Below are 24,396 nucleotides of genomic sequence, written 5' to 3'. Positions count from 1 at the left end.
CGCGGTCAGGTAATAGGTTCTCTATGAAAATACTTGTTCTCGGGGGCGCTGGATTTATCGGTTACCACCTCGTCGAAGATTTGGTCGCTGCAGGGCATGACGTAGTGGTGATGGGAAGAAGCGACGTGGCCTCGCGTCCACTCCCTGCAGATGTGCACTATGTTTCGGGAGAGTTGGCGGATAGCCGACTCATGCGCGAGTTATTGAGCGGTGTTGATGCTGTTGTGCATCTCGTAAGCGGAACCGTGCCATCCACTGGTGATAAGGACCCCGGAAGAGATGTCGAAGTCAATCTTCTCGGAACCCTTAGCCTTCTCGAGGATATGGCCGCATGTAATGTGACACGTATCCTCTATTTATCGTCAGGTGGAACTGTCTACGGAAAACCGCAGGAAGTGCCAATTCCGGAAGGACACATTCTAGATCCGATATGTTCCTACGGTGTGGTGAAAGTCGCAATTGAGTCCTATCTCAAGCTCTACGAGATGAAGGCCGGCTTGCAACCGATCGTGATACGTGCGTCCAACCCCTACGGCCCGTATCAGGGCAATCTTGGGGTGCAAGGCATCATTGGGACTTATCTGAATCTCGCTCTTAAGCATCAACCGATCGAAATTTGGGGTGATGGTTCGACCATCAGGGACTATATCCACGTCAAGGACCTCGCCAGCCTCTGTGTCGCCGCGCTGCAAAGCGACAAGATCGGGATCTATAACGGCGGCAGTGGTACTGGCACGTCAGTCCTGCATATAGCGGAAGTGGTTCAGGAGATTACCGGAAATCCCATACCGATCATCTACAAGCCCCATCGCAGTCTGGATGTTCCTGTATCGGTTCTGGATGTGGAGCGGGCAAAGATGGATTTCGACTGGAATCCGAAGATTGGCCTTAGGGAAGGCATTGCTGGCGTGTGGTCTTGGCTCAAGGAAAGTCAGGTAAAATCCTAAGGTACTTGGAGAGTGAAAAACTTGCGAGTGCTGAACTCTGTTAGAGGCCGATGGGATTCTTGCTGGTCGCCCCCTTGAAAAAACCGACAGCCTTTGCCCGACGCCGCGCTGAAAAAAGAACGGTTGGCGAAAGTAGAAGCGCAAGCGCCTGAACGAATGTCGAAGTTTTTGGGAAGGGTCTCTTGTGTTTGATGCCCGTGTAAATCCTCGATCGAGCCATGTGAAAGGCCTTCAGATGCGCGATCTGAGGTGAACGCCCTGAAGAATGTCCCGCCGCATGAACGGTCAGGGAATTGCGCACGAACATGAGTGGCCCCAGTTGCGCAAGACGCAGGGAAAGGTCGTCATCTTCGTGATAGAGGAAAATATTGGGGTCAAAGCCTCCAACTTTTTCGAAATTTTGCTTCGAAACAACAAATGCGGCGCCGCTGAGGACCGGCACGGGGCGGTCGGCGTCGGGCCATCCCTTCTTCATGTAGTCGCTGCGCGGCAGGAGCCATGAGCGACGCTTGAAGTACTCACTTCCATCCGCGTTGGCGATTCGCGGATTGAAAGCGACTGCTGAAGGATATTGCTCTATTGCCTCCAGCAGTGCCTCAAGAGCGCCGGGCTTCAATCTCGCGTCTGGATTCAAAAACAGGATCCAGGGTGTCTGGACGACTTCCGCTCCTGCATTGCAGCCTCGGCCAAAGCCTAAATTTTCATCAAGCCGGACGATGTCGATGTTTCTTCCTTTAGGAAGACTTGCGAAACTGTTAGTCCGCCCGTTGTCGACAAGAACGATTGGCGTCTCCGCGGGGATCGATGCGATCATGTCAACAATGAGCGCATCGCTCTTGTAGCAAACGGAAACGATTGTCACCGCTGAAAGTGGGACTTTTGCCATTTCGTATCCAATGGGTGGGTAGCGAGTGTGCGCCTGCATTCATTATTGTTTCAAGCCTGTCCGACGAACAGACGTCTAACGAATTCAGTCTCCATCTTACATCAATGGCAGATGATCAAAGCGCTTGCTAGGATGCCGCAAGCATTCTCAAGTAAACACCGTAATCACCTTTGCCGGCCTTTTCGGCGATTTCTGAAAACTGGGCCTTCGTAATGAACTCCTTGCTGAAGGCAACTTCTTCAGGGCAAGCTATCTTGAAGCCCTGACGCTTTTCCAGGGTGCGCACAAATTCCCCGGCTTCGAGCAGGCTATCCGGTGTTCCGGTATCAAGCCAGGCGTAACCGCGACCCATGATGGATACCTTCAGCTTTCCGCGTTCCAGATAGACGCGGTTCACGTCCGTTATCTCATACTCGCCGCGCGCGGAAGGCTTGAGATTGGCGGCGATGTCCACGACATCGGCATCATAAAAATACAGACCGGTAACGGCCCAGTTGGATTTGGGCTTTAACGGCTTTTCTTCAATGGACAGCGCGCGCATCTCGCTATCGAATTCAACGACGCCATAACGTTCAGGATCGTTGACGTGGTAGGCGAAAACGGTGGCTCCGTCATTGACGCCGGTACCGCTTTGCAAGAGCTCCGGCAGTCCGTGCCCGTAATAGATATTGTCGCCGAGGATCAGGCAGGACGGGGAGCCACCAATGAAGTCGGCGCCTATCATGTATGCTTGGGCAAGCCCGTCCGGGCTTGGCTGAACGGCGTATTCGATCGAGAGACCCCACTGGGAACCGTCTTTCAGAAGGTTCTGGAAAAGCGGCATGTCATGTGGCGTCGAGATGATGAGGATCTCGCGAATGCCAGCCAGCATCAACGTCGTCAGCGGATAATAGATCATCGGCTTGTCGTAGACGGGCAGAATCTGCTTCGAGACCGCCAATGTCATAGGATGCAGACGGGTTCCGCTGCCTCCGGCAAGAATGATGCCCTTCATGGCATTTCCTTTTTGTTCTGCGCTAGGGCGGCCATGACCGCGCGCGTTGATGTCTGCCATTCCGGCAATCTTATTCCATAAACTTCTTCCAGCTTACAGCAATCGAGCCGGGAGTTTGCCGGGCGTCGGGCCGGGGTAGGGTATTGTGCGGTCGTGATGTCGTTGACAACAATCGACTTTCCGCCATTTTCCGCAGAAAATGCGAATATCTGCTTGGCAAAACCTGCCCAGTTCGTTTCACCTGTGCCTGACACGTGAAAAACGCCGCGAAGATGCGCAGAAGGATCCGTCGCAAGTCTTTTCGCGATCGACACAATTGCGATGGCGATGTCATTTGCCGAGGTGGGGCAGCCAAACTGGTCCGCAACCACATTGATCTCGTCGCGGCTTTCGCTTAGCCGCAGCATGGTTTTTACGAAATTGCTGCCATATTCCGAATAGACCCATGCGGTTCGCAGAACAGCGTAGTTGTCGGTGCTTTCAGAGACAGCCTGTTCGCCTTCGAGCTTTGAGCGGCCGTAAACGGAGGCCGGTCCAGTGGGATCATTCTCGACGTAAGCGGTTGCCTTGGTGCCGTCGAACACATAATCCGTGGAAATATGAATGACGGGAACGCCGATGTCATTTGCGGCTCGCGCGACGGCTTTTGCTCCGTCCCGATTGACGGCAAAAGCGATGTCTGGTTCGCTTTCCGCTTTATCCACGGCGGTGTAGGCAGCGGCCGATACCACGACATCGGGTTTCGCCTCCCGCAGCGCTTTGAAAACAGTGTCAGGTCGCGCAAGGTCAAGCTCCGGCCGGCCGAGAGCGACAATCTCCAGATCAGGTCCGGCCAGTGCCTGAAGGGCACTAACGACCTGTCCATTTTTCCCGGTGACTGCCAGCCGCATCCGGTTCAGTCCTTCGTCAGAACGCCGAGGCGCTCACCTGAGTAGACGCCTTGACGCAGCGGCTCCCACCACCATTCATTGTCGAGGTACCATACAACGGTCTTGCGAATTCCAGTCGCAAAATTTTCCTGTGCTTTCCAACCCAGTTCCGTTTCGAGCTTTGTTGCGTCGATAGCGTAGCCGGGCATCGTGACCAGGGCGATCCGTGACGTATTTGATAAGCTCGGCATAAGGCTTTGACCGCGGGCGCAGTTCGTCCAGAATGGAGCAGATGCAATTTACCACATCGATGTTCTTCTGCTCGTTTCTACCGCCGACATTGTACTTTTCGCCGGCGAGCCCCGTCTGGACAATGAGCCACAGAGCGCGGGCGTGGTCTTCCACATAGAGCCAGTCGCGGATGTTGGCGCCGTTTCCATAGACCGGAAGCGGCTTGCCTTCCAAGGCGTTTAGGATAATCAGCGGAATGAGTTTTTCCGGGAAGTGGAATGGCCCGTAATTGTTGGAGCAGTTGGAAATCACGACCGGAAGGCCATAGGTCCGCTGCCATGCCGTGGCGAGATGGTCGCTTGCGGCTTTTGAAGCGGAATAGGGCGACGAGGGATCGTAGGGCGTTGTTTCTTCGAAGAGGCCATGCTCTCCGAGCGAACCGTAGACCTCGTCGGTCGAGACGTGAAGCATGCGGAAGGCTGATTTTGCGTCTTCGGCAAGACCGTTCCAATATTGCCGCGCTGCTTCCAGCATCGTGAAAGTGCCATTGATATTGGTCTGAATAAAATCAGCCGCGCCGGTGATGGAGCGATCGACATGGCTTTCGGCCGCCAGATGCATCACGTAGTCCGGCTGAAATGTCGCGAAAGCGTCATTCATTGCAGCCCGGTCGCATATATCAGCCTGAAGAAAGCGGTGGTTTGGCGCGTTTTCGATTGGCTTGAGCGAAGCCAGATTACCGGCATAAGTCAGCTTGTCGATTGTAAGGACATCCGCACCGACCTCGCTTACGAGATAACGCACAAGGGCAGACCCGATAAATCCGGCGCCGCCGGTGACTAGAACGCGCATCATCAGTTTCCAGTTTTTTCGTAGGTGAAATATTCAGGCAATTCGGACAGAGACGGCTGCTTGGCATCCTTGTCGGAAAGCACGCAACTGTCCATTTTTGGCCAGTTGATGCCGATGGCGAGATCATCCCATTTGACACCGCGATCATGGACGGCGCTATAGGGAGCTGTCACCTTGTATGAGATAACGGTGTCGTCAACCAGCGTCATGAAACCGTGGGCAAAGCCTGCCGGAACCCACAGCTGCTCGCCGTTTTCCGGTGAAAGCTCAACGGCTGCCCATTGTCCAAAAGTGGGTGATCCGGTTCTGATATCAACCGCAACGTCCAATAGTCGTCCACGAAGGCAGCGGACGAGTTTGCCCTGTGCGAAGGGTTGCGTCTGGAAGTGAAGGCCCCGAACAGTTCCGGCCTGCGCGGACAGAGATTCATTGTCCTGCACGAATTCGACATCCGAGACATTCTCGCGAAACCATTCCCGTTTGAAAACTTCGCTGAAGTAACCCCTGCTGTCTCCAAACCGAGCCGGAGTTATCTTTTTTAAGCCTGATATCGAGAATGCTTCTACCTGCACTTCGTGGATCCTGTCTGGTCTACCTGTGTACGGTGATATGACTTCATCGCTACGGACAGTCAATAACGCTTTATCGGTCCGCCACACAAGAGTATCTTGCTCTGCAACAGAGAGTATAGCGGATAACGTGCCGGGTCTGTATCTCGCCCAAGACTATGTCCGTTTATGCGGCCTGATCGATGTCCTCAGTTCCACCAGCCTTTCCAGTGTCTCAAGGCTTCGGTCGGGGCGGGCAGCGGAGAGGGCGAGCGCCATGGTTTCCATGGCGATGAAGGATGGGGCGTGTAGCGCTACCCCTTCGTTCTTTGCACGGGGCAGCAGGAGACAAGCGTTGGCGTGTTTTTTGAGAACGCTGTCTTCCTGGCCGAGCAGCATGATAATCGGGATGTCGAGGCGACCAGCCTCAGCGATTGCGGTTTGGGCTTCGCGGTGGGCGCGGCCGTGCAGGAGCATGATGAGGACTTGGCCGTTTTCAAGGTCGAGCAATTGTTCGGCAAGCGTAATGCCGGTGGCGTTCAGCGCATAGGAGCGAACGCCTGAGCGCTGGAACAGCCGGGCGGCATAGGTGGCGATGACGCCGGAGGCTCCGATGCCGAGGACGCCGATGCCGCGTGCTTCCGCCAGAAGACGCACGGCGGCGGCCATGGCGTCGCGGTTTTCCACAGTGGCCAGCATTTCCAGCGCGTTTTTCTGGTTCTCGAGAACGAAGTCGATTGCCGCGTCGCAGTTGCCCGAAATGGATTTCGTGGTAGCGGCCAATTTTTCAACCGGCGAATCCGTCACGCCGAGATAGGCCTCCAGAGTTTCCTTGAGGTCGACTAGCCCCTGAAACCCAAGTGCCTGAATGGCGCGAATGACCGTCGCATCGGAGGTATTGGTCTCAAAGCCGATCTCCAGCGCCGATTTACCAAGAACGGCATGGCGGTGGCCGTCAACATATTCGGCAACGGCAAGCAGCCCTGGCGAAAGACGGTCGCGGCGCTTGCGCAGTTGCTCACCGAAACGGTCTGTATGTCTAGGCCTTGATGTACGGGTTTCGCCAGTCGTCATGGGACTTTCCGTGAAGGTGAGTTTCTTACTCTTCTTCACGGATTAGCAGTGCGCCAAGCTCCCAGGCAAGCGCTTTTGTCGCGGCAATCGTTCCCCCTACTCTTCAGCCGTGGGCCTTACCGTGAGATGCGACTGGATGGCGGAGACCATGAGGCTGAGAGCGGCGTAGGAGTTGGAGATTGCCGCTTCCCGCGGCAAAAGGATGTAGCGACCGTTGCGGCAGGCCTGCAGAAAATTGCAAAAACCCGGCATTACAGCTTCCATCATGTCGATCTCGGCCTGCGGAGAAGCGCCGGTATCGGAACGATACGGATCGAAAATGAAGTCGGCGTCGAGCTCCGGCAAACGCTCTGCGCTGATCTCGATGCGTTCGCCGTCTGGAATATCGTCGATGATGGCTGGGAAACGAAAACCGGCATCTCGCAGCACCCGGCCTAGCGCACGATACGTATGGTAGACGCTGATCTTGCCATTTAGTGGCTGGAACACCGAGACAGTGCTCGCGCCGGTATCGACCGAGGCCTTCAGCGCTTCGATCTGCGCCCGGTAGCGTCGGTCCAGAACGGCAAGTCGCGCCTGCGTGCCGGTCAGTTCAGCCAGCACCCTGTAGATATGCGGCGCGCCGTCCTTCGTATTGTCGATGGCGACGGTCGGGGCAATCTGTTCCAGTTTTTCGATAGGGGTGGGGCGGTCCGGTTCGGTCAGGATGAGATCGGGCTTGAGGGCGACTATCGCTTCCAGATCGGCGTTGATGGAGCCGATATAGGCGATGTCGCTATTGTCGAAATCGACACCGGTCAGAGTGGCGCTGGAGCGCAGGTAGGGTTTGCCGTCTCCACCCATGCGGCCATGGCTACCCACTGGTATCACACCCAATTCTATCAGCGGGATGGTGAGATCGATGTCGTGCAGGGCGACGATACGTTTCGGCTGTAAGGGGACGGACACGGTGCGGCCGAGGTCGTCGGTAAAGGTCCGGCTGCCCTCCGCGTGAGCAACGCATACCCCCAGAAGAAGTCCGGCGGTTGAAAAGAAAGCGAGAATGGTATTGCGCATGAAAGACCTATAGTCGGTGCCGGTGAAACCAAAGAAGGGTAAGAAGCGTGGGGGCGCCCACGGCCGAAAGAACGAGCCCGGTCGGCAATTCCAGCGGTGAGAAAGCGGTTCGGGCAATCGTATCGGCAATTGCAACCAGCGTCGCTCCTGCCAGACCCGCGCCCATAGCAAGCCCGGCATGGGAGCTGCCCGGCAGCAAAAGTCGGGCGATATGCGGGCCGATCAGGCCGACAAAACCGATGCTGCCGATAAAGGAGATACAGGACGCGGTGAGAACGACCGCAAGGATGACATGCAGCGCTGATAGCCAGCGGGTGTGAACGCCGAGTGCCGCTGCATTATTGTCGCCGAGCGCCTGAACATCGGCGGCACGGGCGGTGAGGAGAACAAGACAAAGGGTGATGGCCAGGATGGCTGAAAGGATGGAGACGGCGCTCCAGGATGCGCCTTGCAGGTTTCCTACCATCCAGATCATCGCCGTCTGCAAATTGCGGATATCAAGCGATGCCAAAAGGATAAGCAGCAAAGCTGATAAAAACCATGAGAAGCCGATGCCCGTCAGAACGAAGCGCAGCCGTGAGGTGACACCGGAAAGCGAAAAGACGATTGCAGCACTCGCGATCCCACCGGCGATACCGGCCAGGGGGCGGAATATCACCGGCAGGGATGGCAACAAAAACAGGCAGCCCAGCACCGCGAGCAACGCGCCTTCGCGCACGCCGAGCAGGCCCGGGTCGGCAAGGCTGTTGCGGGTGGTCGCTTGCATGATGGCACCGGCAACGCCCAGCATGGCGCCGGAGACCATGGCAAGTGCCAGGCGCGAAAAGCGAAAGTCGAGAACCATCACGGCGTCATTCGAGGCGGGATGATTATTTCCAGCGGTTAATAAAGACCACAGGGAGGAGGCCGGGATATATTGGCTGCCGGCGGTAAGCGACCAGACGGCGACAAGCGTAAGGCAAAGGGTAAGCGTCACCATAATAGCCAGCCGCTGCGGCAAGAGGCGAATTGAAAAATGCGCCAGTCTGATGACCCTGTAACGGTTCATTTAAGCACCCTGCGCACCAACCAGAGAAAGACCGGCGCCCCGACGAGGCCGGTCATTGCCCCAGTCGGCAGTTCCTTTGGCGCAAGGATCAGGCGGGCGGCGAGATCGGCGGCGATCAGTAAAACCGCGCCGCCGAGCGCGGCTATGGGAATGGCAAGCAGAAGCCGCCCCGTTCTTAGCCGCGACACGAGTGGTGGCACCACCAGACCGACGAAACCGATAGGCCCGGTGACGGCTATGGCCGCGCCACAGAACAGCGATATTGCGGCAAGCGCCAAGATCCGGGTCGAGCGGACAGGTACGCCAAGCGTTGTGGCGGTGGTGTCACCCAAAGCGAGCAGATCGAGCCGCGGCGCGACGGCGAATGCAAGGAGAAGTGCGATAATGGCGGCAGGCAGGGCGGCGGCGACGGCTGCCATCGAAATGCCTGCCGTATCGCCAACCAGCCAGAAGCGCATCTGCTGTAATGTTTCCTCGTTGAGAATGAGGATGGCGGAGGTAAGGGTTCCGGCAAGCGTCGACAGCGCGATGCCGCAAAAGACGAGTTTTGCTGGCGTCAGACCCTGCCGTCCGGCGGATGCGAGCAGAAGGACGAGCGAGAAGCTGATGCCTGCGCCCGTGGCCGCCAGCACAGGGCGCAAGGCCGGCGTTGCGATTAACCCCAGCGGCGTCACGGTCGCCGCGACGACGGCGAGGCTCGCGCCCGCATTTAATCCCAGAATATGCGGCTCGCCCAGCGGGTTTCGAAGCAGAGTCTGCAACAGAAGCCCTGCCACTCCAAGGCAGGCGCCGGCTTGCAGCGCCGCAAGCAGACGCGGAAGCCGCAGACGCAGCAAAACCTGCTGGTCAAAATTGCGGGCGTCGTAGGAAAATATCAGGTCGTTCAGAACATGTGGGGCAACGGCGCGCGGGCCAGAGCCAATATGTGCCAGAATCAGAAGCAGCATGGCCAGAAGCATAAGCAGTGTTGCCGCAAGCGCGCGGCCATTGGCCTGTTCCTGCATGGCGGGCTTGCTGTAGCTCATCCTGGCGAACATCATGCCGCGCCAGTCCGTCCGGGCAGGGGAAGGAAAACCGGCCTCGCCGTGACCGGATGCGTCAGCTGGGCGACAGGCATGTCGAAAACGTCCGAGATGATTTGGGCATCGCACAGCGTCGCTGTTTCCAGCCGGTGCCGCAGCCGTCCATCCTTTAGAAAAATCAGGTGATCGGCATATTGCAGGGCGAGATTGATATCATGCAGCACGGCAACGATCGTGCGGTTGTGGTGGGTGACGAGGCCAGCCAGCATATCCAGCACCTCTATCTGGTGATGCAGATCCAGAAATGTCGTCGGTTCGTCCAGCAGGATGATATCTGTCTGCTGCGCGAGCGCCATGGCGATCCACGCGCGCTGGCGCTGGCCGCCGGAGAGGCTGTCGATTGCTCTTTCGGCAAGGCCTGACATTCCGGTCACAGAAAGTGCCTCGTCCACTGCGTCCGCGTCTTCCTCTCTCCACTGCTTCAAAAATCCCTGATGCGGGTAACGGCCACGGGAGACGAGATCGAAGACCGAAAGCCCTTCCGGCGTGTGGTTCTGCTGTGCCAGCATGCCCAGCCGCTTTGCCACTTCCCGTGTGGGATGATGAAATATGTCGCGGCCGTCGAGAAGGATATGGCCGCCTGCCGGGCGGTGCAGGCGGGCAAGTGCGGAGAGAAGCGTCGATTTTCCCGACCCGTTCGGACCGAGCAGAACGGTGAATCGGTTCGGGGCAACGTCTATGGACACGTCGGCAAGCACGGGCGTGTCGCCATAGGCAAACTCAATTGCCTTGGCCGCAAGACGTATGTCCGCGCGTCTATTGTTGCCACCGTCGTCCAAGATCTTCCCCGTTTGAATGAGCCGCCACCAGAATTATTGATGACTGTAGTAGTCAAGTATACAGCTTTCGAAAAGCCGGTTTTTACGCGGTGATTTGCACAAAAAGCGACGATCTTGGCCTCGAATCAGAACTGTGGAGGCACGAGGGAGCGCGCATTCGCCAGATGTTTCGCCGGTGACAAGCTGAATTAATGTTGACTACTACATTCATCAATTGAAAGAGCGGTGCATCATCGTCGCGATGACGTAAGGGGCAGCCGGGGACAAGACAGATGCATGACGGTTCGATGATAATTCAGGCAGGCTCGCGAGCGCTGTTGGCGTTGCTTCTGGCCGGAGTTGCCCTGCCTGCTTTTGCGCAGGAGAACACGGCACCGAAGAAAAATGCCGATGGGACGACCGTGCTTGAGACGATAACCGTTAATGCCGACGTCAAAAAAGGCGCGCGCGGATATCAGCCGATAACCACGGGCACTGCGACGCGCACAGAGACGCCGATCCTCGATATTCCGCAATCGGTCAACGTCGTGACCAACGAAGTGCTTCGCGACCAGCAGGCGCGCTCGCTGGATGATGCGCTCGCCAATGTCAGCGGCGTTACCCAGTCAAACACGCTGGGCGGCACGCAGGATGCCGTTATCCGCCGTGGTTTTGGTGACAATCGCGACGGCTCGATCCTCATCAACGGGCTGAAGACCGCATTGCCGCATTCCTTCAACGATACGGCGGAGCGAGTGGAAGTTCTGAAAGGGCCAGCCTCCACGCTCTACGGCATTCTCGATCCAGGCGGCATGGTGAATGTCGTGACGAAGAAGCCTGAAGATACTTTCTCCGCCGAAGCCTATTCGCGCTTCTCAGCCTTTGGGGCGGGCAAGTATGGTACATCCGGCGGTTTCGATGTAACCGGACCTATTGCGGGAACGGATTTTTCCTATCGCCTGATCGGTCAGGGGGAGAACAGCGACTACTGGCGCAATTTTGGTGAGAAGAAGAACTGGCTGATCGCACCCTCGCTAAAATGGAGCGGCGAGGATACCGACATTACGGTTTCCTATATGCATGAGGATTACAGCGTGCCCTTCGATCGCGGCACGATCTTCGATCCGGCGACAGGAAAGGCAATCAATGTCAGCCGACGTCTCAGGCTGGACGAGGCCTATAACATCACCGATGGCAAATCCGATCTGGCGAGTATCTCAATAGACCGCCAATTGTCCGAAGACTGGAAACTGTCGCTGAACTACGCCTATAGCCAAAACGAATATTCCGACAACCAGGCCCGCGTGATGGGTTACAATTCCCGCACGGGGCAGGTGACGCGGCGCGCTGACGCCACGCAATATTCCACCATCTACAACCATGCGGCCCGCGCTGACCTGACCGGTGAGGCTGATATTGGTGGCCTGCGCAACGATCTGCTGTTCGGCATGTCCTACGATTACAGCGACACGCTGCGCACCAACATGTTGCGATGCGCAAATTCCTCGAATTTCAACATTAACAATCCCGTTTACGGCAGGTTGCCGGCGTGCACGACGGTCAGGGCCGTCGACAGCGACCAGACGGAGGAGCTTTCCACTGCTTCGATCTATATGCAGGACGCCGTGCATCTGGGCGATCAATGGATCGCTGTCGGCGGTTTGCGCTACCAGTATTACGACATCTATGCCGGCAAAGGCCGCCCCTTCGTCGTCAACACCCAGAACAATGGCGGCGAACTCATCCCCAATGCCGGTCTCGTCTACAAGATCACGCCGGATGCATCCCTTTATGCCAACGTGGCGAAAACCTTCCGCCCGCAATCCTCGATCGGAGCCTATTATGGCGGGCTCGATCCGGAGGAGGGCATTTCCTATGAGGTGGGCGCCAAGTTCGACCTGTTCACCGGTTTGAATGCCAATATTGCCTTGTTTAATGCCCGCAAGCGCAATGTCGCCTATTCGGAGGATGTAGGCGGTGTGTCGACGGTGAAGGCCGCCGGTCTCGTTCGCTCGCGCGGGGTGGAGGTGGATATTGCCGGCAACCTTACCGATAGTCTCGATCTAATCGCAAGTTATGCCTATACGGACGCTCTCGTTCTCGAAGATTCCACCTATGCCGGCAAGCGCTTGCCGAATGTCGCGCGTCACACCGGCTCGCTGTTTCTTGCCTATGATGTCGGTGAGGTCGGGCCGAACGGCAACACGCTGCGGATCGGCGGAGGAGTGCGGGCCGTCGGCCAGCGTGCCGGCATCAACGACAATTCCTATGACCTGCCGGGTTATGCCGTCTTCGACGCCTTTGCGACCTATACGCTTCAGCTGGAGAAACCGGTGACCCTACAGCTCAATCTGAAGAACATCTTCGACAAAAGTTATTATACCTCATCCATTGGCTCCACCAGCTATGCCAATGCTGTCGGCGAGCCCTTCAACGTCAGCCTCACGGCCAGCGTGAAATTCTAAGGGTACAGGCGGCGCAGTCCATCTGGGTCTTGCCGCTGCTGATGAAAGCAGACTCGTGCGTTTCTTGCATGGCTGCGCTGCATTAAAGCCTATTTAATATGCGGTAAAACCGGGTATCTTGTTTTCATCGAAGCGATGCACCTCCTCCCGCAAAGCTTCGGATTGAGATGACCCTATCCTCCTCCCAAGGGTTGTCTTGTGAACAATGGCACTCCTCCTCCCAGCCGTTGTTCGAAATTTCGGAAAGCCTGCCGCACCTCCTCCCGCGGCGGGCTTTTTCGTTTTCGGGACAGGGGCATCACAGGCCAAGCGCGAGCTGCGCTTCCTCTTCACTCTCTTCGGTGCTCAGCGAGGAAAGGGTAATCCCCAACAGTCTTACCGGACGTTTGAATGGAAAGACGGAGGCAAGCAGGCTCTCCGACATCTCCTGGATCGTTGCGAGGTCAGACACGGCTCCCGACACTGTTTTGCTGCGTGTCGCCTGGCTGAAATCCGAATATTTGATTTTCACGGTCACAGTTTTTCCCGTGATGTCGTGCGCCTCGCAATAACGCCAGACTTTCTGAGCCAAAGGGCCAAGCTCCGCCTTCGCCAAGTCGAGATCGTCGATATCCTCGACGAATGTGTCCTCGGCGCCGACAGATTTGCGGATGCGATCGGGCTTGACCTGCCGTTCATCGATGCCGCGGGCGATGTTGTAGAAATAAGGGCCGGACTTCCCGAAATGCTGTTGCAGAAAACCGAGTGATTTCGACTTGAGATCGAGGCCTGTCTCGATGCCGTGCCGTTTCATCCGCTCGGCCGTGGCGGGTCCTACGCCATGGAATTTCTTGACGGCCAGGGCTTCAACAAAGCCAGGCCCATTCTTTGGCGTAATGACGGCCTGGCCATTCGGTTTGTTCAGGTCACTTGCCATCTTGGCCAGAAACTTGTTGTAGGAGATGCCGGCAGATGCATTGAGGCTGGTGACCGCCTTGATTTTTGCGCGGATCTCCAGCGCAATTTCGGTGGCGATCTCCATGCCTTTCAGGTTTTCGGTGACATCGAGATAGGCTTCGTCGAGCGATAGCGGCTCGATCAGAGGGGTATATTCGGCAAATATCTCGCGTATCTGTTGCGACACCTGCCGGTATACCTCGAAGCGTGGCGGCACGAAGATCAGATCCGGGCATTTCCGTTTGGCAGTGACGGACGGCATGGCTGAATGGACGCCGAAGGTTCTCGCCTCGTAACTTGCCGCAGCCACCACGCCTCGTGCGGCCGATCCGCCGACGGCGACCGGCAGGCCGCGAAGTGCGGGGTTGTCGCGTTGCTCCACCGATGCATAAAAGGCATCCATGTCGATATGGATGATCTTTCGAACAGCCGTGTTATCCATCGTTCCAGCCTGTACGATCTTCCCTATTTCCACATCGCCCGCATCCGCGCGCCTACATCGATGCGGATCTGCTGCGCGCTGCGCTCGGAGGCTGCGGCCGAAACCAGGGGCCAGGTGGCGGTTTCAAAGAACTGCAGCAAAGTTGCCGGTATGAAGCGGGTTCTAGCGGCATAGACATGCCGGTCGCCCTGCGCGTTCTGGCCATGGGTGAAGAACCGTTGCGGGGTTATCAGTGACAGGCTGTCCTTGGCGCGCGTCATGGCGACATAGAGCAGCCGGCGTTCCTCCTCGACTTCATGCGTGGAGCCGACACCCAGATCGGAGGGTATGCAGCCATCGACCACGTTCAGGATAAAGACGGAACGCCATTCCTGGCCTTTTGCCGAATGAATGGTTGAAAGCGTCAGATAATCCTCATCGAGCAGCGGCACGCCTGCCTGATCGCTGGTGGCATCCGGCGGATCGAGCGTCAGTTCGGTGAGGAAGCGTTCGCGGGAAGGATAGCCGCCGGCAATCTGCTCGAGTTGCAGCAAATCGGCCTTCCGCGTCTCGGCGTCCTCATGGATGCGTTCGAGGTGGGGCTCGTACCAGAGCCGCGCCTGCTCGATATCTGATGGCCAGCCGCCGTGCGATTTTCGCATGTTCGCCAGCAACTGCACGAAGGATACCCAGTCATCACCGGTTTTGGGTGGCGGCGGAATTTCGGCAAGGGCGAGCAAAGGTTCGGGATCTGCCGCAATCGTATCGAGAATATTGCCGGCTTTCTTCGGCCCGATACCCGGCAGCATCTGAAGTAGCCTGAAACCGGCGACGCGGTCGCGCGGGTTTTGCGCGAAACGCAATACCGCCAGCATGTCCTTTACATGGGCACTGTCGAGAAACTTCAGGCCGCCAAATTTGACGAAGGGAATGTTGCGGCGTGTAAGTTCAACTTCAAGCGGCCCGCTATGACTGGAGGTGCGAAACAGCACGGCCTGTTGCTTCAGCGTCATGCCGGTCTCACGATTGGCCAGCACCTGGTCGATAATGAAGTTCGCCTGCTCGGTTTCGCTTTTTACTGTCACGAGCTTCGGCCGCTCGAGTGACTGTCGTTCGGTCCAGAGGTTTTTCGTGAACCGCTCACGGGCAAGGTCGATGACACCATTGGCGGCAGCCAGTATCGGCTGTGTCGAGCGATAGTTGCGATCAAGGGTGATAATATCGGCAGCTGGGCTGAAAGATGCCGGAAAATCAAGGATATTGCGCACCGTTGCTGCCCGGAACGAATAGATCGACTGGGCATCGTCACCCACCACGGTCAACCCGCGACCGCCCGGCTTCAGTGCCATCAGCACCGCGGCCTGCAGCCGGTTGGTATCCTGATATTCGTCGACCATCACGTGGTCGAAACGATTGCCGATATCGCCTGCAAGGTCGGGATCGCTGACCATCTGGGCCCAGTAGAGCAGAAGATCGTCGTAATCGAGAACGTTCTGGGCCTGCTTGGCCTCGACATAGGCGGCGAATAATTGCTTGAGTTCTTCTTCCCAGCTGGACACCCATGGATAGTGCTGGCGCAGGATTTCTTTCAGCGGCGTTTGTGAATTGACGGCGCGCGAATAGATCGCAAGGCAGGTGCCCTTTGTCGGAAAACGGCTCTCGGTCTTGGAGAAACCCAGTTCGTGTCGGGCAAGGTTCATCAGATCAGCGCTGTCTTCGCGGTCGTGGATCGTGAAATCCACGTCCAGTCCAATCTGTTCCGCATAGATTCGCAAGAGGCGCGCGCCGATCCCGTGAAACGTGCCGGACCAGGCCATCGCATCGGTGAGGGCTCCGGCGTTAGCGCCGATGACCTGCTTGCAGATACGCTCGACACGACGCGACATTTCGGAAGCGGCACGCCGTGAAAACGTCATCAGCAGGATGCGGCGAGGATCGGCGCCGTTGACGATCAGATGCGCCACCCGGTGCGCCAGCGTATTGGTCTTGCCGGAACCGGCACCGGCGATAATCAGCAACGGTCCAGCCGTGTGTCCGCCTGAAGGCCCAACGCCATGTTCCACGGCCTTGCGTTGCTGCTCGTTCAGTTTGTCCAGATAGGCAACCGCCATGCCTGCATCCTTGATATTTGCCTATCCGCACGACGACGGCATTTTTCAAAAGCACTCTTGTTGCAATGATTAGCAAAAACTCAAACAGCAGGCCAGAACAAATAATGAACGCATGTCTCTGTCCTCCACACTGCGGTGGACAAACCTGGCTGATCGATATTCGCAGCCTCAATCGGGTTCCGCATGGCGTCTCGACCGGCATGCTTTTCAAACCACTGAACCAACCCGGCGGCTGATGAGTTCACCAGTCGCGTCTTGGAAGACGTGTTTGTTGGGAGGACAAAAGCATGAAGCATCTGAAACTATGCCTGATCGCTGTTGCGGCACTGGCCACATCGACATTTGCCTTTGCCGAGCAGAAGGCCATGAGGTCTGACGCCACGATCGCGTCGGATATCAATTATCTGCTTTATACGCCGAAAGACTACGCCGGTTCGGACAAAACCTATCCTCTCGTGGTCTGGCTGCATGGCGGCGATCAGGGCGGGAGCGACGTCGAAAAGCTGCGCCGCAGCGGCCTGCCAAAATTGATCGAAGGGGGCCGTGATTTTCCTTTCATGGTGTTTTCGCCACAAAATCCGAGCGAGGAACTGCTTTATCCGATCGAACGTGTCGCAAGCGTCCTGGCTTCCGTTGTGGCGGATCATCGGGTGGACCGCAGCCGTATCTATTTGATTGGATATAGCCGGGGAGGGTTCGGCGCCTGGTCAATGGCCGAGCAGTTTCCACAAACTTTTGCTGCGGTCGTCCCAATTGCCGGTGGCGGCATCCGCCATTACCTCAACCGCACCAATGAAAAGACAGCCTTCTGGGCCTTTCACGGCTCAAGGGACGAGGTGATTCCTTTGTCCGATACTGTTGTCCTCGTTCAGCGTCTCCAGGAACTGAAACGTAATGTGCGGCTGACGGTTTTTGAAGATACGAACCATGAAGAGGTGGAGGCAAAAGTGCTCGGCGATGAGGCGATGTGGACCTGGCTTCTCCAGCAAAAGCTTGCAGACGCAAAGACGCCTTCGGTACCCTGAACCCGCAGCGGGCACCGTTTTACCGCTGGTATGGAAGCCCATAACCCAGCGCGGCCGTCATAAGGCCGGGCTGGCCGCCTCATAAGCCTTCGTCAAAACATCTCTCCGCAGGCGTGTCTTTCGCCTCTTGACACAGAGTAGGGAAGTCGTGCTAATACGCATTAACAGCTAATACGTATTAGCAGTCAACGAGTGTCGGGGAGGGCATTGCGTGACCAGCCATAAACGCCTCACTCAGAACGATATTGCGAAGCTTGCCGGCGTCAGTCAGGCAACAGTATCGCTTGTTCTGAACGGCGCGCCGACCGCGATTGCCCGTATCCCGGCTGAAACACGCGAACGCGTACAGGCGGTCATTCGCAAAACGGGTTATGTCGCCGACCCGATCGCGCGCCGCATGGCCAAGGGGCTCAATCGCATCCTCGGCGTCTTCACCTACGAGCCTGCTTTTCCAAGCGCACAGGCGGACTTCTTTACGCCGTTCCTGTTGGGCATCGAGGAAGAGGCGCAGCAGCAGGCATACGATCTTCTGCTGCTGACCAGTGCCGGCGTCGGCAATAACCGCAAGATTTTTTCCGAGGGCAACAGGCTCCGGATCGCCGATGGCTGCCTGGTCCTGGGCCGTGAATTTGACCGCAAGGAGCTTACCCGGCTGGTCTCGGAAGATTATCCATTCGTGGCGATCGGCCGACGCGACGATGCTGGCGGGCCCGTGCCCTATGTTGGCGGCGACTATGCCGCGGGCACACGGCAGCTTGTTGAAGATGCCATGATGTTCGGGCATTCCAAGCTCGCCTATATCGGCCCTGCGGGTCCGGCGGAATCGATTGCCGACCGCTGGCGAGGTTTCAGTGATGCGCTCGGCACGGCGGCGACGCTTGCATTGCACATAAAGGCGGTAAACCGGCCTGCCGAAAAGATCCTCGACGCGATCATCGAAAGCGGCGCGACGGTGGCATTTTTCATAGAACTGGCGGATGCGGTGCGCGTCGAGACTTTGGCACGGGAGCGCGGAATTGGGGTGCCCGACGTGTTTTCGATGGTCGTGCTTGGCAGCCATATTCGTGCCGGCCGCAGCCCGGTGCGTTTCACATCCTATGAAATTCCCCGTGAAGAGATGGGCCGGCAGGCGACTGCAATGCTGGTGAACCGCATCGAGACCGGCAGCCCGGGAAGTCAAATTCTACTCAAATGCCAACCCGTCAAGGGTGAAACATTGGGGCCGGCTCCAGTGGCCTCCCCAGATAAGTCCCCAGTCAACAAAACGGATGAGACGACGTGAAAGAGATGCAAGCAGACATTCTTGTGGTCGGTGGTGGCCTTGGCGGCGTGGCGGCGGCCCTCGGTGCCGCACGCGCCGGAAAGCGCGTGATCATGACCGAGGAATATGACTGGATCGGCGGTCAGCTGACCAGCCAGGCCGTGCCATCGGACGAACATAGCTGGGTCGAGCAGTTCGGCATCACCCGCTCTTATCGCGCACTACGCAACGGCGTGCGCCAATATTACCGCGACCATTATCCGTTGACGGAAGGCGCCCGCTCCTGGAGTGACCTCAATCCGGGTGGCGGCTGGGTCAGCCGCATCTGCGCCGAGCCGCGCGTCAGCCTTGCGGTGATGGAAAGCATGCTTATGCCCTATATCGGCGCCGACCGGCTGACGGTGCTCAAGCCCTATCGGCCGGTTGCTGCCGATGTGGACGGCGATAGGGTCCGCGCGATCACCGTGCGCCATCGCGACAGCGGAGCGGAGATCGTCATTTCCGCCGACTACATTCTTGATGCCACCGAGCTAGGCGATCTGTTGCCGATGACGGGCACGGAATATGCCAAGGGGTTCGAGGCGCAATCGGACACGGGTGAGCCCAGCGCGCCGGCCAGCGCCCAGCCTGATAATGTGCAGGCCGTGTCGATCTGCTTTGCAATCGATCATGTCGACGGCGATCAGACGATCGACAAGCCTGATAATTACGACTACTGGCGCAAGTACCAGCCGCATTTCTGGGGTGGGCCGATGCTCGGTTTCACCGCGCCGCATCCGCGCACGCTGGAACACACGACCCGCTCCTTCACGCCCAATCCGGACGACGATCCGTTGCTGGTCGATGCCGACCAGCGCAAAGGCGGTGGCGATGAAAACCTCTGGATTTTCCGTCGCATCGCGGCACGCAAGAACTTTGCGCCAGGTTTTTATAAATCCGACATCTGCCTCGTGAACTGGCCGATGATCGACTACATGGACGGCACCATCATCGATGTGTCGGAAGAAGAAAAGGCGCGGCATCTGAAGGCGGCGGCCGAACTTTCCTATTCGGTGTTTTACTGGTTGCAGACCGAAGCGCCGCGCCTTGATGGCGGACAGGGTTTTCGCGGCCTGCGTCTCAGAGGCGATATTACCGGCACCGAACACGGCCTTGCCATGGCGCCCTATATCCGGGAAAGCCGCCGCATCAAGCCGGTCACGCGCATCGTCGAACAGGATCTTTCCTACACGGTTCGCGGTGACAGGGGGGCTGTCCGCTATCGCGACAGCATCGGCATCGGCATGTACCGCATCGATCTGCACCCATCGACCGGTGGCGACAACTATATCGATGTGCCTTCCTGCCCGTTCGAGATTCCGCTTGGCGCACTCATACCCGAGCGCGTGAAGAACCTTATTCCGGCGGGCAAGAACATCGGCACGACGCATATCACCAATGGCTGCTACCGCCTGCATCCAGTCGAATGGAATATCGGCGAAGTGGCTGGAATGCTGGCGGCCTATTGCCTGGAAAAAGGTCTCACACCGCATCAGGTGCAGGAAGACGATGACCATCTTCATGCCTTCCAGACGGCGCTGACCCGCGTAGGCATCGAAATACGCTGGCCGGATATCGCGGCCTATTAGGACGGCGGACTGTCGTTCGATCGAACCCATCTTTGGAGGAGGACTGGGAATGAATAGTCATTTGAAAATGCAAACCACGGCCTGCGCGCTGGCCCTTATCGGCTCGTTGGCGCTGGCAGGGGCAGCGGCGGCGCAGGATGCGGTCAAGCTGCGCATGACGATCTGGAGTGCCAACGAGGCGCATCTAAAGCTGTTCAACGACATCGCAGCCGGCTTCAAAAAGGACCATCCAAATGTCAGCGTGACCTATGAGTCCCTGCCTTTCGACACCTATACCACTGCGCTCACGACACAGATCGCCGGTGGCAACGCCCCTGACATGGCCTGGATTTTCGAGACCTCGGCCTATGATTTCGTCAAATCAGGCGCGCTCTATCCGCTCACCGACACGCTGAAGGCCGCGCAGGGTTACAATCTCGACGAAGTCAGCGCCGGGGCCACGGAACGCTGGTCGCAGGACGGAAAGCTCTTCGCCTATCCGTTCTCGACCTCGCCCTTTGCGGTCTTCGTCAACAATGATCTCATCAAGGCCGCAGGTGCAAAGACGCCGGCGGAGATGATCGCTGCCGGCGAATGGACCTGGGAAAACGCCATCGCGACCGCCTCGGCGGTCTCGAAATCCGGCAAGGGCGGGCTTGTCGTCCGCGACTTCAATTACCAGAGCTGGCAATATCTGACCTCCGTGTGGAACGGTTGGGGCGCATCGCCCTGGAGCGCGGATGGCGCAACGTGCACCATGGCGGAAAAGCCGATGGCGGATGCTTTATGGTTCATCCATGATGCCATCTTCAGCAAGAAGGCCATGCCCGGCCCCGGCGAGACAGTCGATTTCTTCGCCGGTAATGCCGCGATGACCATTACCCAGATCAGCCGGGCCTCGCTTTTGCCGAAGGACAAGCCTTTCGGCTGGGACCTCGTGCCGCTGCCGAAAGGACCGGCCGGTGAATACGCGCTGATCGGACAGGCCGGCATCGGCGTCATGCAGTCTGGCAAGAATGCGCAGACGGCGGCCGAATTCGTTGCTTACATGACCAATCCGGAAAATTCGGCAAAGCTCAGCCAGTTCTTCCCCTCGGCACGCAAGTCGCTGTTGAATGCGGAGGTGTTGAAAAAAACCAATCCGCTGCTCAGCCAGGAACAGATCGAAAAGGTCGTCATATCAGGCATCGCCACGGGCAAGGTCATGCCCGGCCACACCGGCTTTGCCCAGATCCAGCAGATCGTGCGCTCAAACCTCGACGCGGTCTGGCGGCCGGAGGCCGATGTCGCGGGAGCGCTTCAAAAAATCTGCGGCCAGATCGCGCCGCTCCTGAAGCGCTGAGGAGAAAGCCATGGCTGTCGCGCAGGAGATTACCCGTCCCCGGCATCGCCCTTCATCGGCGTTCTGGACCATCGCGCGGCGCGACAGTCTCGCTGGCTTTCTGTTCATCGCCCCGCAGCTGATCGGGATCATCATCTTCGTGCTGATCCCGCTCGGGCTGGTGTTCTGGTATTCGCTGCATGAGTGGAACGTGCTCGCCAATACCTTCACCTATACCGGTGCGCAGAACTACCGGATGCTCATCGAAGATGGCAATCTTCTGGAGGTGTTGGGCGCGACCGGGATATTCTCCGCCGGCCTCGTCGTGTTCAACCTGTCGCTGGCGCTGCTGCTTGCCGTGCTGCTTAACCAGAAGCTTGCCGGCATTGCGATATTCAGAACGCTGTTCTTCTCGCCCGTCGTCGTGTCTCTCGTTGCCTGGACGATCGTCTGGGGTTTCCTGCTGCAGAAGAACGGCGGCATCAACGGCATGTTGCTGATGGTCGGGATCGAAGGTCCCAACTGGCTGCGCGAGGAGACGACAGCGATGATTTCGGTCATCGTCGTGCAGGTCTTCAAGAATGTCGGGCTCAACATGATCCTGTTTCTGGCGGCACTTCAGGGCGTGCCGAAGGAACTCTACGAGGCCGCTCGCATCGACGGCGCGCCAGCCTTCAAACAGTTCCGTCGCATCACCCTGCCGCTGATCAGCCCGACGATCCTGTTGACCTCGATCATCACCATTGTCGGCTCGTTACAGGTTTTTGCTCAGATTGCGGTTTTGACCCAGGGCGGGCCGGGTCTGTCGACCACGGTGCTGGTCTACTACCTCTATCAGCAGGCCTTCCAGTTCCATTTCTTCGGTTACGGCTCGACGCTGTCCATCCTGCTGTTTCTGATCGTTGCCGTGCTGACCTTTGCCCAGTGGCAGATGCGCAAGAGGATCGTCTTTTATGAAAGCTGACCTTTCTCCCCGCATGCAGGTGGCGCTCTACGGGTTGCTGTGCGTGCTGCTTGTCCCCTTCGTCTTTCCAACCTGGTGGATGGTTACCTCCTCCATCAAGCCCATAAGCGACATCTTCGCCTTCCCACCGCAGCTCATCCCGCAGAGCCACGACTGGACGACCTATGCGAAGGTGTTCGAGTTGCAGCCCTTCGTGCGGCAATATTGGAACTCCGCCTACATTGCCGCTGTGGTGACGGTCGGCACGATGATCATCTCCTCAATGGCAGGCTATGCCTTCGCACGGATCCGGTTTCCGGGCGCCAATGTGATCTTCATGATCGTGCTGCTTGGCCTGCTGATCCCGTCCGAAGTGACGATCGTGCCGCTCTTCCAGATGTTCCTGAAGGCAGGCATGGTCAACACCCACTGGCCGCTGATCCTCGTGCCGATTTTCGGGGCGCCAAGCGTGTTTGCCACCTTCGTCATGCGGCAGTTTTTTGTGACACTGCCGGGGGAGCTGGAGGAGGCCGCACGCGTCGACGGTCTTGGACGTTTCAAGATATTTCGCAAGATTGCCTTGCCCCTGGCAAAGCCGGCGCTTGCTTCGGTCGCGATCTTTACGTTCCTGCATTCCTGGAACCTGTTCCTCGAACCCATCGTCTTTCTCTCCAGCGCCGAGATGTTCACGCTGCCGCAGGCGCTGACGCAATATACCGACGCCTATGGCGGGCCGATGTGGAACATCCAGCTTGCCGCAGCGACGCTGACTGCGCTGCCCGTGCTCATCGTCTTCGTGATTGCCCAGAAGCAGTTTGTCGAAGGCCTCGCCCATACCGGCCTCAAGGGCTGAAGAACCGGAAACCGATTGATGGCTCACGTTACTCTCTCCGACATCCGCAAAAGCTATGGCGCGGTGAAAACCATTCACGGCATCGATCTCGCCATTAAGGACGGCGAGTTTGTTGTGCTTGTCGGGCCTTCCGGCTGCGGCAAGTCGACCCTGCTGCGGATGATAGCGGGGCTCGAAACGATTACCGGCGGAGAGCTCAGGATCGGCGAACGGGTCGTCAACGATCTCGATCCCAAGGATCGCGATATTGCCATGGTGTTCCAGTCTTATGCCCTATATCCGCATATGACGGTGGCCAGCAATATGGGCTTTTCGCTGGAGCATCGGGGCTCGAGCAAGCAGGAAATTGCTGAAAAGGTGAACTGGGCAGCGGATATTCTTGGCCTTGCGCAGCTGCTCGACCGTTATCCCCGCCAGCTCTCCGGCGGCCAGCGCCAGCGCGTCGCGATGGGCCGCGCCATTGTTCGCAATCCGCAGGTGTTCCTGTTCGATGAGCCCCTGTCAAACCTTGATGCGAAGTTGCGCGTCGTCATGCGCGGCGAGATCAAGGCACTGCACCAGAAGCTGAAGACCACCACGATCTATGTGACGCACGACCAGGTCGAGGCGATGACGATGGCCGACAGGGTCGTGGTTCTCAATGGCGGCAGGGTCGAGCAGATCGGCACGCCGCTCGAACTTTACGACCGCCCGGCAAATCAGTTCGTTGCAGGCTTCATCGGTTCGCCATCGATGAACTTCCTGAGCGGCGCGATAACTGAAAGAGGTTTTGAAACCGCAGGTATCGTGTTGCCCTTGCCAGTTTCCGCGGCCGGCTTTGCCGGCAAACAGGCCGTTTACGGCATCCGCCCGGAACACTTCCTGCTTGATGCCGGCGGCGTACCTGCCGAGATAATGCTGGTTGAACCATTAGGATCGGAAACGCAGGTCACCATGAAACTCGGCGATACCAAGGTACTCGGCGTCTTTCGGGAACGTATAGGGCAGGCAGTCGGCGACAGCATCATGGTCTCGCCGACGCTTAACTGCGTCCATCTGTTTTCGAGTGAAGACGGAGCAGGGCTGAACTGATCACGAGGCCATCTGCCTCTTGCGCCGGCCGAAGGCC

Annotated in this window: 20 protein-coding genes and 1 pseudogene; 9 read left to right on the top strand and 12 right to left on the bottom strand. The window is 57.8% G+C overall.

Annotation, left to right across the window (positions count from 1 at the left end; all coding sequences use genetic code 11):
* Nucleotides 1-23 precede the first annotated feature (23 nt).
* Nucleotides 24-947, top strand: coding sequence for an NAD-dependent epimerase/dehydratase family protein (locus QE432_RS01225; protein WP_111801940.1), 924 nt, complete (start codon nt 24-26; stop codon nt 945-947).
* 40 nt (nt 948-987) lie between these two features.
* Here QE432_RS01225 and QE432_RS01220 read toward each other — a convergent pair whose 3' ends face one another.
* The 10 genes and pseudogenes from QE432_RS01220 to QE432_RS01175 all read right to left on the bottom strand — a co-directional run bounded on the left by QE432_RS01220 (nt 988) and on the right by QE432_RS01175 (nt 10,366).
* Nucleotides 988-1,833: a glycosyltransferase family 2 protein gene (locus tag QE432_RS01220; protein ID WP_111802000.1), complete on the bottom strand. Its 846-nt coding sequence runs from the start codon at nt 1,831-1,833 to the stop codon at nt 988-990.
* A gap of 127 nt (nt 1,834-1,960) precedes the next feature.
* Complete coding sequence (gene rfbA / locus QE432_RS01215; RefSeq protein ID WP_065660259.1) at nt 1,961-2,827, bottom strand: glucose-1-phosphate thymidylyltransferase RfbA; 867 nt, start codon at nt 2,825-2,827, stop codon at nt 1,961-1,963.
* Nucleotides 2,824-3,717 (bottom strand): dTDP-4-dehydrorhamnose reductase, encoded by an 894-nt coding sequence (gene rfbD, locus QE432_RS01210; RefSeq protein WP_111801939.1) that lies wholly within the window; start codon nt 3,715-3,717, stop codon nt 2,824-2,826. Before rfbD ends, rfbA begins: the two co-directional genes overlap by 4 nt.
* Before the next feature lie 5 nt (nt 3,718-3,722).
* Nucleotides 3,723-4,779 (bottom strand): annotated as a pseudogene (gene rfbB / locus QE432_RS01205) (dTDP-glucose 4,6-dehydratase).
* Between the two features lie 2 nt (nt 4,780-4,781).
* The gene (gene rfbC, locus QE432_RS01200; protein ID WP_111801937.1) at nt 4,782-5,351 is read right to left on the bottom strand and encodes a dTDP-4-dehydrorhamnose 3,5-epimerase; all 570 of its coding nucleotides are present in this window, start codon (nt 5,349-5,351) and stop codon (nt 4,782-4,784) included.
* A gap of 153 nt (nt 5,352-5,504) precedes the next feature.
* Nucleotides 5,505-6,401 (bottom strand): MurR/RpiR family transcriptional regulator, encoded by an 897-nt coding sequence (locus QE432_RS01195; RefSeq protein ID WP_111801936.1) that lies wholly within the window; start codon nt 6,399-6,401, stop codon nt 5,505-5,507.
* Nucleotides 6,402-6,497: 96 nt separating this feature from the next.
* A complete protein-coding gene (locus tag QE432_RS01190) occupies nt 6,498-7,457 on the bottom strand; it encodes an ABC transporter substrate-binding protein (protein ID WP_111801935.1) in 960 nt (319 codons plus the stop codon).
* 7 nt (nt 7,458-7,464) lie between these two features.
* Complete coding sequence (locus QE432_RS01185; RefSeq protein ID WP_111801934.1) at nt 7,465-8,505, bottom strand: FecCD family ABC transporter permease; 1,041 nt, start codon at nt 8,503-8,505, stop codon at nt 7,465-7,467.
* Nucleotides 8,502-9,545 (bottom strand): FecCD family ABC transporter permease, encoded by a 1,044-nt coding sequence (locus tag QE432_RS01180; protein ID WP_111801933.1) that lies wholly within the window; start codon nt 9,543-9,545, stop codon nt 8,502-8,504. Before QE432_RS01180 ends, QE432_RS01185 begins: the two co-directional genes overlap by 4 nt.
* Complete coding sequence (locus tag QE432_RS01175) at nt 9,542-10,366, bottom strand: ABC transporter ATP-binding protein (RefSeq protein WP_111801932.1); 825 nt, start codon at nt 10,364-10,366, stop codon at nt 9,542-9,544. Before QE432_RS01175 ends, QE432_RS01180 begins: the two co-directional genes overlap by 4 nt.
* A 272-nt stretch (nt 10,367-10,638) precedes the next feature.
* On the opposite strand from QE432_RS01175, the gene QE432_RS01170 reads away from it, so the two are divergent.
* Entirely contained in the window at nt 10,639-12,810 is a 2,172-nt protein-coding gene (locus QE432_RS01170) for a TonB-dependent siderophore receptor (RefSeq protein ID WP_111801931.1), read from the top strand.
* Nucleotides 12,811-13,108: 298 nt separating this feature from the next.
* On the opposite strand, the gene dinB is transcribed toward QE432_RS01170, so the two are convergent.
* On the bottom strand, nt 13,109-14,188 hold the full coding sequence (dinB, locus tag QE432_RS01165; RefSeq protein ID WP_004431141.1) for a DNA polymerase IV: 1,080 nt from the start codon (nt 14,186-14,188) through the stop codon (nt 13,109-13,111).
* Nucleotides 14,189-14,211: 23 nt separating this feature from the next.
* Nucleotides 14,212-16,278: an ATP-dependent helicase gene (locus QE432_RS01160; RefSeq protein ID WP_111788489.1), complete on the bottom strand. Its 2,067-nt coding sequence runs from the start codon at nt 16,276-16,278 to the stop codon at nt 14,212-14,214.
* 287 nt (nt 16,279-16,565) lie between these two features.
* Here QE432_RS01160 and QE432_RS01155 point away from each other — a divergent pair, with 287 nt between their 5' ends.
* From QE432_RS01155 to QE432_RS01125, 7 genes are all read left to right on the top strand, one after another.
* On the top strand, nt 16,566-17,303 hold the full coding sequence (locus QE432_RS01155; protein ID WP_025594974.1) for a prolyl oligopeptidase family serine peptidase: 738 nt from the start codon (nt 16,566-16,568) through the stop codon (nt 17,301-17,303).
* 211 nt (nt 17,304-17,514) lie between these two features.
* On the top strand, nt 17,515-18,585 hold the full coding sequence (locus QE432_RS01150) for a LacI family DNA-binding transcriptional regulator (RefSeq protein ID WP_004431149.1): 1,071 nt from the start codon (nt 17,515-17,517) through the stop codon (nt 18,583-18,585).
* Between the two features lie 5 nt (nt 18,586-18,590).
* Complete coding sequence (locus QE432_RS01145; RefSeq protein ID WP_065660272.1) at nt 18,591-20,192, top strand: FAD-dependent oxidoreductase; 1,602 nt, start codon at nt 18,591-18,593, stop codon at nt 20,190-20,192.
* A 49-nt stretch (nt 20,193-20,241) separates the two neighbouring features.
* Complete coding sequence (locus QE432_RS01140) at nt 20,242-21,513, top strand: ABC transporter substrate-binding protein (RefSeq protein ID WP_065660273.1); 1,272 nt, start codon at nt 20,242-20,244, stop codon at nt 21,511-21,513.
* A gap of 10 nt (nt 21,514-21,523) precedes the next feature.
* Entirely contained in the window at nt 21,524-22,456 is a 933-nt protein-coding gene (locus QE432_RS01135) for a carbohydrate ABC transporter permease (RefSeq protein WP_065660274.1), read from the top strand.
* Entirely contained in the window at nt 22,446-23,288 is an 843-nt protein-coding gene (locus QE432_RS01130; RefSeq protein WP_013761144.1) for a carbohydrate ABC transporter permease, read from the top strand. Before QE432_RS01135 ends, QE432_RS01130 begins: the two co-directional genes overlap by 11 nt.
* Before the next feature lie 18 nt (nt 23,289-23,306).
* Entirely contained in the window at nt 23,307-24,359 is a 1,053-nt protein-coding gene (locus QE432_RS01125) for an ABC transporter ATP-binding protein (RefSeq protein WP_111801930.1), read from the top strand.
* The last annotated feature ends 37 nt before the right edge of the window (nt 24,360-24,396 follow it).

The sequence above is a fragment of the Agrobacterium sp. SORGH_AS_0745 genome, from assembly GCF_030818995.1.
Classification (GTDB): domain Bacteria; phylum Pseudomonadota; class Alphaproteobacteria; order Rhizobiales; family Rhizobiaceae; genus Agrobacterium; species Agrobacterium tumefaciens.
This window is presented reverse-complemented; position numbering and strand designations above follow the sequence as displayed.

What these genes read in the sequence shown, in the direction of transcription:
- QE432_RS01225 (WP_111801940.1), top strand. Translation starts at nt 24, where the DNA reads ATGAAAATACTTGTTCTCGGGGGCGCTGGATTTATCGGTTACCACCTC.
- QE432_RS01220 (WP_111802000.1), bottom strand. Translation starts at nt 1,833, where the DNA reads ATGGCAAAAGTCCCACTTTCAGCGGTGACAATCGTTTCCGTTTGCTAC.
- rfbA (WP_065660259.1), bottom strand. Translation starts at nt 2,827, where the DNA reads ATGAAGGGCATCATTCTTGCCGGAGGCAGCGGAACCCGTCTGCATCCT.
- rfbD (WP_111801939.1), bottom strand. Translation starts at nt 3,717, where the DNA reads ATGCGGCTGGCAGTCACCGGGAAAAATGGACAGGTCGTTAGTGCCCTT.
- QE432_RS01195 (WP_111801936.1), bottom strand. Translation starts at nt 6,401, where the DNA reads ATGACGACTGGCGAAACCCGTACATCAAGGCCTAGACATACAGACCGT.
- QE432_RS01190 (WP_111801935.1), bottom strand. Translation starts at nt 7,457, where the DNA reads ATGCGCAATACCATTCTCGCTTTCTTTTCAACCGCCGGACTTCTTCTG.
- QE432_RS01185 (WP_111801934.1), bottom strand. Translation starts at nt 8,505, where the DNA reads ATGAACCGTTACAGGGTCATCAGACTGGCGCATTTTTCAATTCGCCTC.
- QE432_RS01180 (WP_111801933.1), bottom strand. Translation starts at nt 9,545, where the DNA reads ATGATGTTCGCCAGGATGAGCTACAGCAAGCCCGCCATGCAGGAACAG.
- QE432_RS01170 (WP_111801931.1), top strand. Translation starts at nt 10,639, where the DNA reads ATGCATGACGGTTCGATGATAATTCAGGCAGGCTCGCGAGCGCTGTTG.
- dinB (WP_004431141.1), bottom strand. Translation starts at nt 14,188, where the DNA reads ATGGATAACACGGCTGTTCGAAAGATCATCCATATCGACATGGATGCC.
- QE432_RS01160 (WP_111788489.1), bottom strand. Translation starts at nt 16,278, where the DNA reads ATGGCGGTTGCCTATCTGGACAAACTGAACGAGCAGCAACGCAAGGCC.
- QE432_RS01155 (WP_025594974.1), top strand. Translation starts at nt 16,566, where the DNA reads ATGAAGCATCTGAAACTATGCCTGATCGCTGTTGCGGCACTGGCCACA.
- QE432_RS01145 (WP_065660272.1), top strand. Translation starts at nt 18,591, where the DNA reads ATGCAAGCAGACATTCTTGTGGTCGGTGGTGGCCTTGGCGGCGTGGCG.
- QE432_RS01140 (WP_065660273.1), top strand. Translation starts at nt 20,242, where the DNA reads ATGAATAGTCATTTGAAAATGCAAACCACGGCCTGCGCGCTGGCCCTT.
- QE432_RS01135 (WP_065660274.1), top strand. Translation starts at nt 21,524, where the DNA reads ATGGCTGTCGCGCAGGAGATTACCCGTCCCCGGCATCGCCCTTCATCG.
- QE432_RS01130 (WP_013761144.1), top strand. Translation starts at nt 22,446, where the DNA reads ATGAAAGCTGACCTTTCTCCCCGCATGCAGGTGGCGCTCTACGGGTTG.
- QE432_RS01125 (WP_111801930.1), top strand. Translation starts at nt 23,307, where the DNA reads ATGGCTCACGTTACTCTCTCCGACATCCGCAAAAGCTATGGCGCGGTG.